Raw genomic sequence first — 2,553 nt, 5'->3', positions numbered from 1 at the left:
CCATTTATCGTGTAGGACTTTAAGCATGAATCGAATAGTTATGGCAAAAAATGATCTGTAATTATACGTCTTGAATCGTTTTTCGTTTCATGCTTTGGATCAATTTATCTGCTCATTTAGAACCGTATGTTTCAAATGAGTTTTGGTTTATAAGCGAGCCTGAAAAAATAGTTCGTCGATGTTGTTTATTTTGAAATTATGCAATCTGACCAAACTTCCGTTTTATGGGAAATCTAAAGTTGAGCAGTGTTTATACCTATCCGTAATCCGTAATCCGTAATCCGTAATCCGTAATCCGTAATCCGTAATCCGTAATCCGCAAAGCGAGGGTGACTCCAGCTTTCGAACTATAGGCAACGGACAACGGACAACGGACAACGGACAACGGACAACGTTAATTAAAATGTGAAAGCTAATCGGGAACTATTCCTAATGGCTTTCTGCTTTTATCATTGAAAAATCCATCAACCCGTAACGATCAAAGCTCACCCGAATATTCAACATCAAATTGATAATCGCACAGAGAATCATGCTACTGGCAATCCCCAGCATGATCATAAGCTGATACATCACCGCATCAACCGGTTCAGCACCACCCAGAATCTGGCCAGTCATCATACCCGGCAATGCCACCAACCCAAGTGTCGACAAGGTTGCCACCAACGGACTGATGGCCGACTTCAATGCCCCACGGATAAACGGCTGTAACGCTTCAAGACGGCTGGCTCCCAGTAACAAGTCACCCATATACTGCTCATACCGTTCAGATACCGAGCCGTAAAAACGCTCAAGCACCAGGATATTTCCGGTCAAACAGTTGCCCAACAGCATCCCCGCCAGAGGAATCAGGTAGCGCGAGCTAAACCATGGCTCCGGTTGTACCAGAACGATCATGGCCACCAGCACAAGCCCGACACCAAAAAATACGCTGAACAGAGAAACCATGAACAACGAGGTTATCGATAGTCCAGCCCGACTGAGGATATGCCAATTAGCCACCAACAGCATAATAGCAAGCCAGAGCAGGTTAAGAACAAGGCTATTCTGTGCAAACAGAAACTCAAGATAAACTCCAATCATGGCCAACTGCAACGTCATCCGGCCAACCCCGACCAATAGATTTTTCACCAGATCCTTTAGCCCGAGATACCACAGCATCAGCAGAGGCAATAACAGAACGCCATAAAAAATCAGCAGCTCGACAACACCAATTTGCCCACTTCCGCTCATGGCTTCATCACCCCCCGAATCGGGCTATCAACCACTGAAACGCCACTATCCCTAACCAGAATCGAGTGCTGACAGCCTGTTATCCAACGAGGGTCATGGGATGCTGATACCACGGTATAATCGCCTCCGAGCAAGAGATCCGTTACATTACAGCAGGATTCATCGTCGAGGGCTGACGTAGGCTCATCCGCAACCAGTATTTTCCTCCCAGTCATCAACCCTCGCACCATGGAAAGCCGCTGTCTTTGCCCACCAGACAGTTGATTCAATGACGATGAGAGAAGCTCAATAGAGAGATCAAGCCGCTGAAACCAATACTCCACATCAGAATTCCTGAAAGGTCGATCACTCCATGCTTTCCAGGAAAAAGGACGACTGAGATAGTCAGCAACGGATTCACCACCGGAAGGCGCCTGCTGAGGAATATAGGCAATGGATGATCGCAGATGTTTTATCGAATCCTGACAAACTGGCCGCCCCATAAAAAAGAACTCACCTGCCTGAAGATGAAAACCACCCAGCAAGAGCTTTAACAGAGAACTCTTGCCTCCGCCGGAAGGACCGACAAGAACAAAACTATCGCCCTGGTCAATGGTTAAATTCACCCCGGAGAGCAGAGCCTTCTCCGAAACACCAATACCGACAGAAACAAGCTGAAAAACTGGATGCCCACCCATGACCAATATCTGACTTCAGTACCTAATAAAAGGGAACAATATGGGAAGACTAAAGGAAAGGAAAGAAAAACCAACGACGTTAAAACCGAGGCCGGCAAGCCTCAACCAACGCCAACCATCGAGCGGCAGACAGCTACAGATTGGTGAGTTTTGCCTTAATACGACTAATCACCTCATCATTTTCAACAGAGACTTCCTTTATGACGGCCGTGAAATCATTAATGGCATCTTCTCTATCGCGAGCTTCCGCTTTCGTTAAGGGAATTTTTATCCACTCCTCACTTCTGTAGCCTGAATAGATACTCAAAACCCTGTTATTCTGCTCAAGCTCTTTGAGGTCAGATAAAATCGACATGGCAACTTCATCATTTGAAGCAATACTTTCAATAACCGCCCTCAATTGTTTCACCAGAGAATTACGGCCAGCAACGGCAATACCTCCTTTCAAACTTAACTGTTCTGTAATCTTCAAGGCTTTTTCATACTTTTGCCGATTTTCTTGGACAATCTCATGCTTTTTTTGCCTCATTATCCCTGCTAGGAGCCTGTCGGACTTAGAACAACTTTTGAGTATAATACCCGCAAGATCGTAAAAGACAGCCAGCCAATGAACAAATGGACTTTCAGACCCATTGACCGAGACATC

At 45.7% G+C, this 2,553-nt stretch carries 3 protein-coding genes; all 3 read right to left on the bottom strand.

Translation table 11 applies throughout. The annotated features are described in order from the left end of the window. Positions 1-429: 429 nt before the first annotated feature. Positions 430-1,230 carry an ABC transporter permease gene (locus AKL11_RS19110; RefSeq protein WP_067520454.1) on the bottom strand — a complete coding sequence of 267 codons (801 nt, stop codon included), beginning with the start codon at positions 1,228-1,230 and terminating at the stop codon, positions 430-432. Further along, the gene (locus AKL11_RS19105) at positions 1,227-1,907 is read right to left on the bottom strand and encodes an ATP-binding cassette domain-containing protein (RefSeq protein WP_067520451.1); all 681 of its coding nucleotides are present in this window, start codon (positions 1,905-1,907) and stop codon (positions 1,227-1,229) included. Before AKL11_RS19105 ends, AKL11_RS19110 begins: the two co-directional genes overlap by 4 nt. A 133-nt stretch (positions 1,908-2,040) precedes the next feature. After that, on the bottom strand, positions 2,041-2,553 hold a 513-nt coding region (locus tag AKL11_RS19100; protein ID WP_216636822.1), incomplete at its 5' end, for a hypothetical protein.

Source organism: Endozoicomonas ascidiicola (assembly GCF_001646945.1).
Lineage (GTDB): Bacteria > Pseudomonadota > Gammaproteobacteria > Pseudomonadales > Endozoicomonadaceae > Endozoicomonas > Endozoicomonas ascidiicola.
This window is presented reverse-complemented; position numbering and strand designations above follow the sequence as displayed.

Bases quoted from the DNA above. Each gene is read 5' to 3' on its own strand.
- AKL11_RS19110 (WP_067520454.1), bottom strand. From the start codon at position 1,230: ATGAGCGGAAGTGGGCAAATTGGTGTTGTCGAGCTGCTGATTTTTTAT.
- AKL11_RS19105 (WP_067520451.1), bottom strand. From the start codon at position 1,907: ATGGGTGGGCATCCAGTTTTTCAGCTTGTTTCTGTCGGTATTGGTGTT.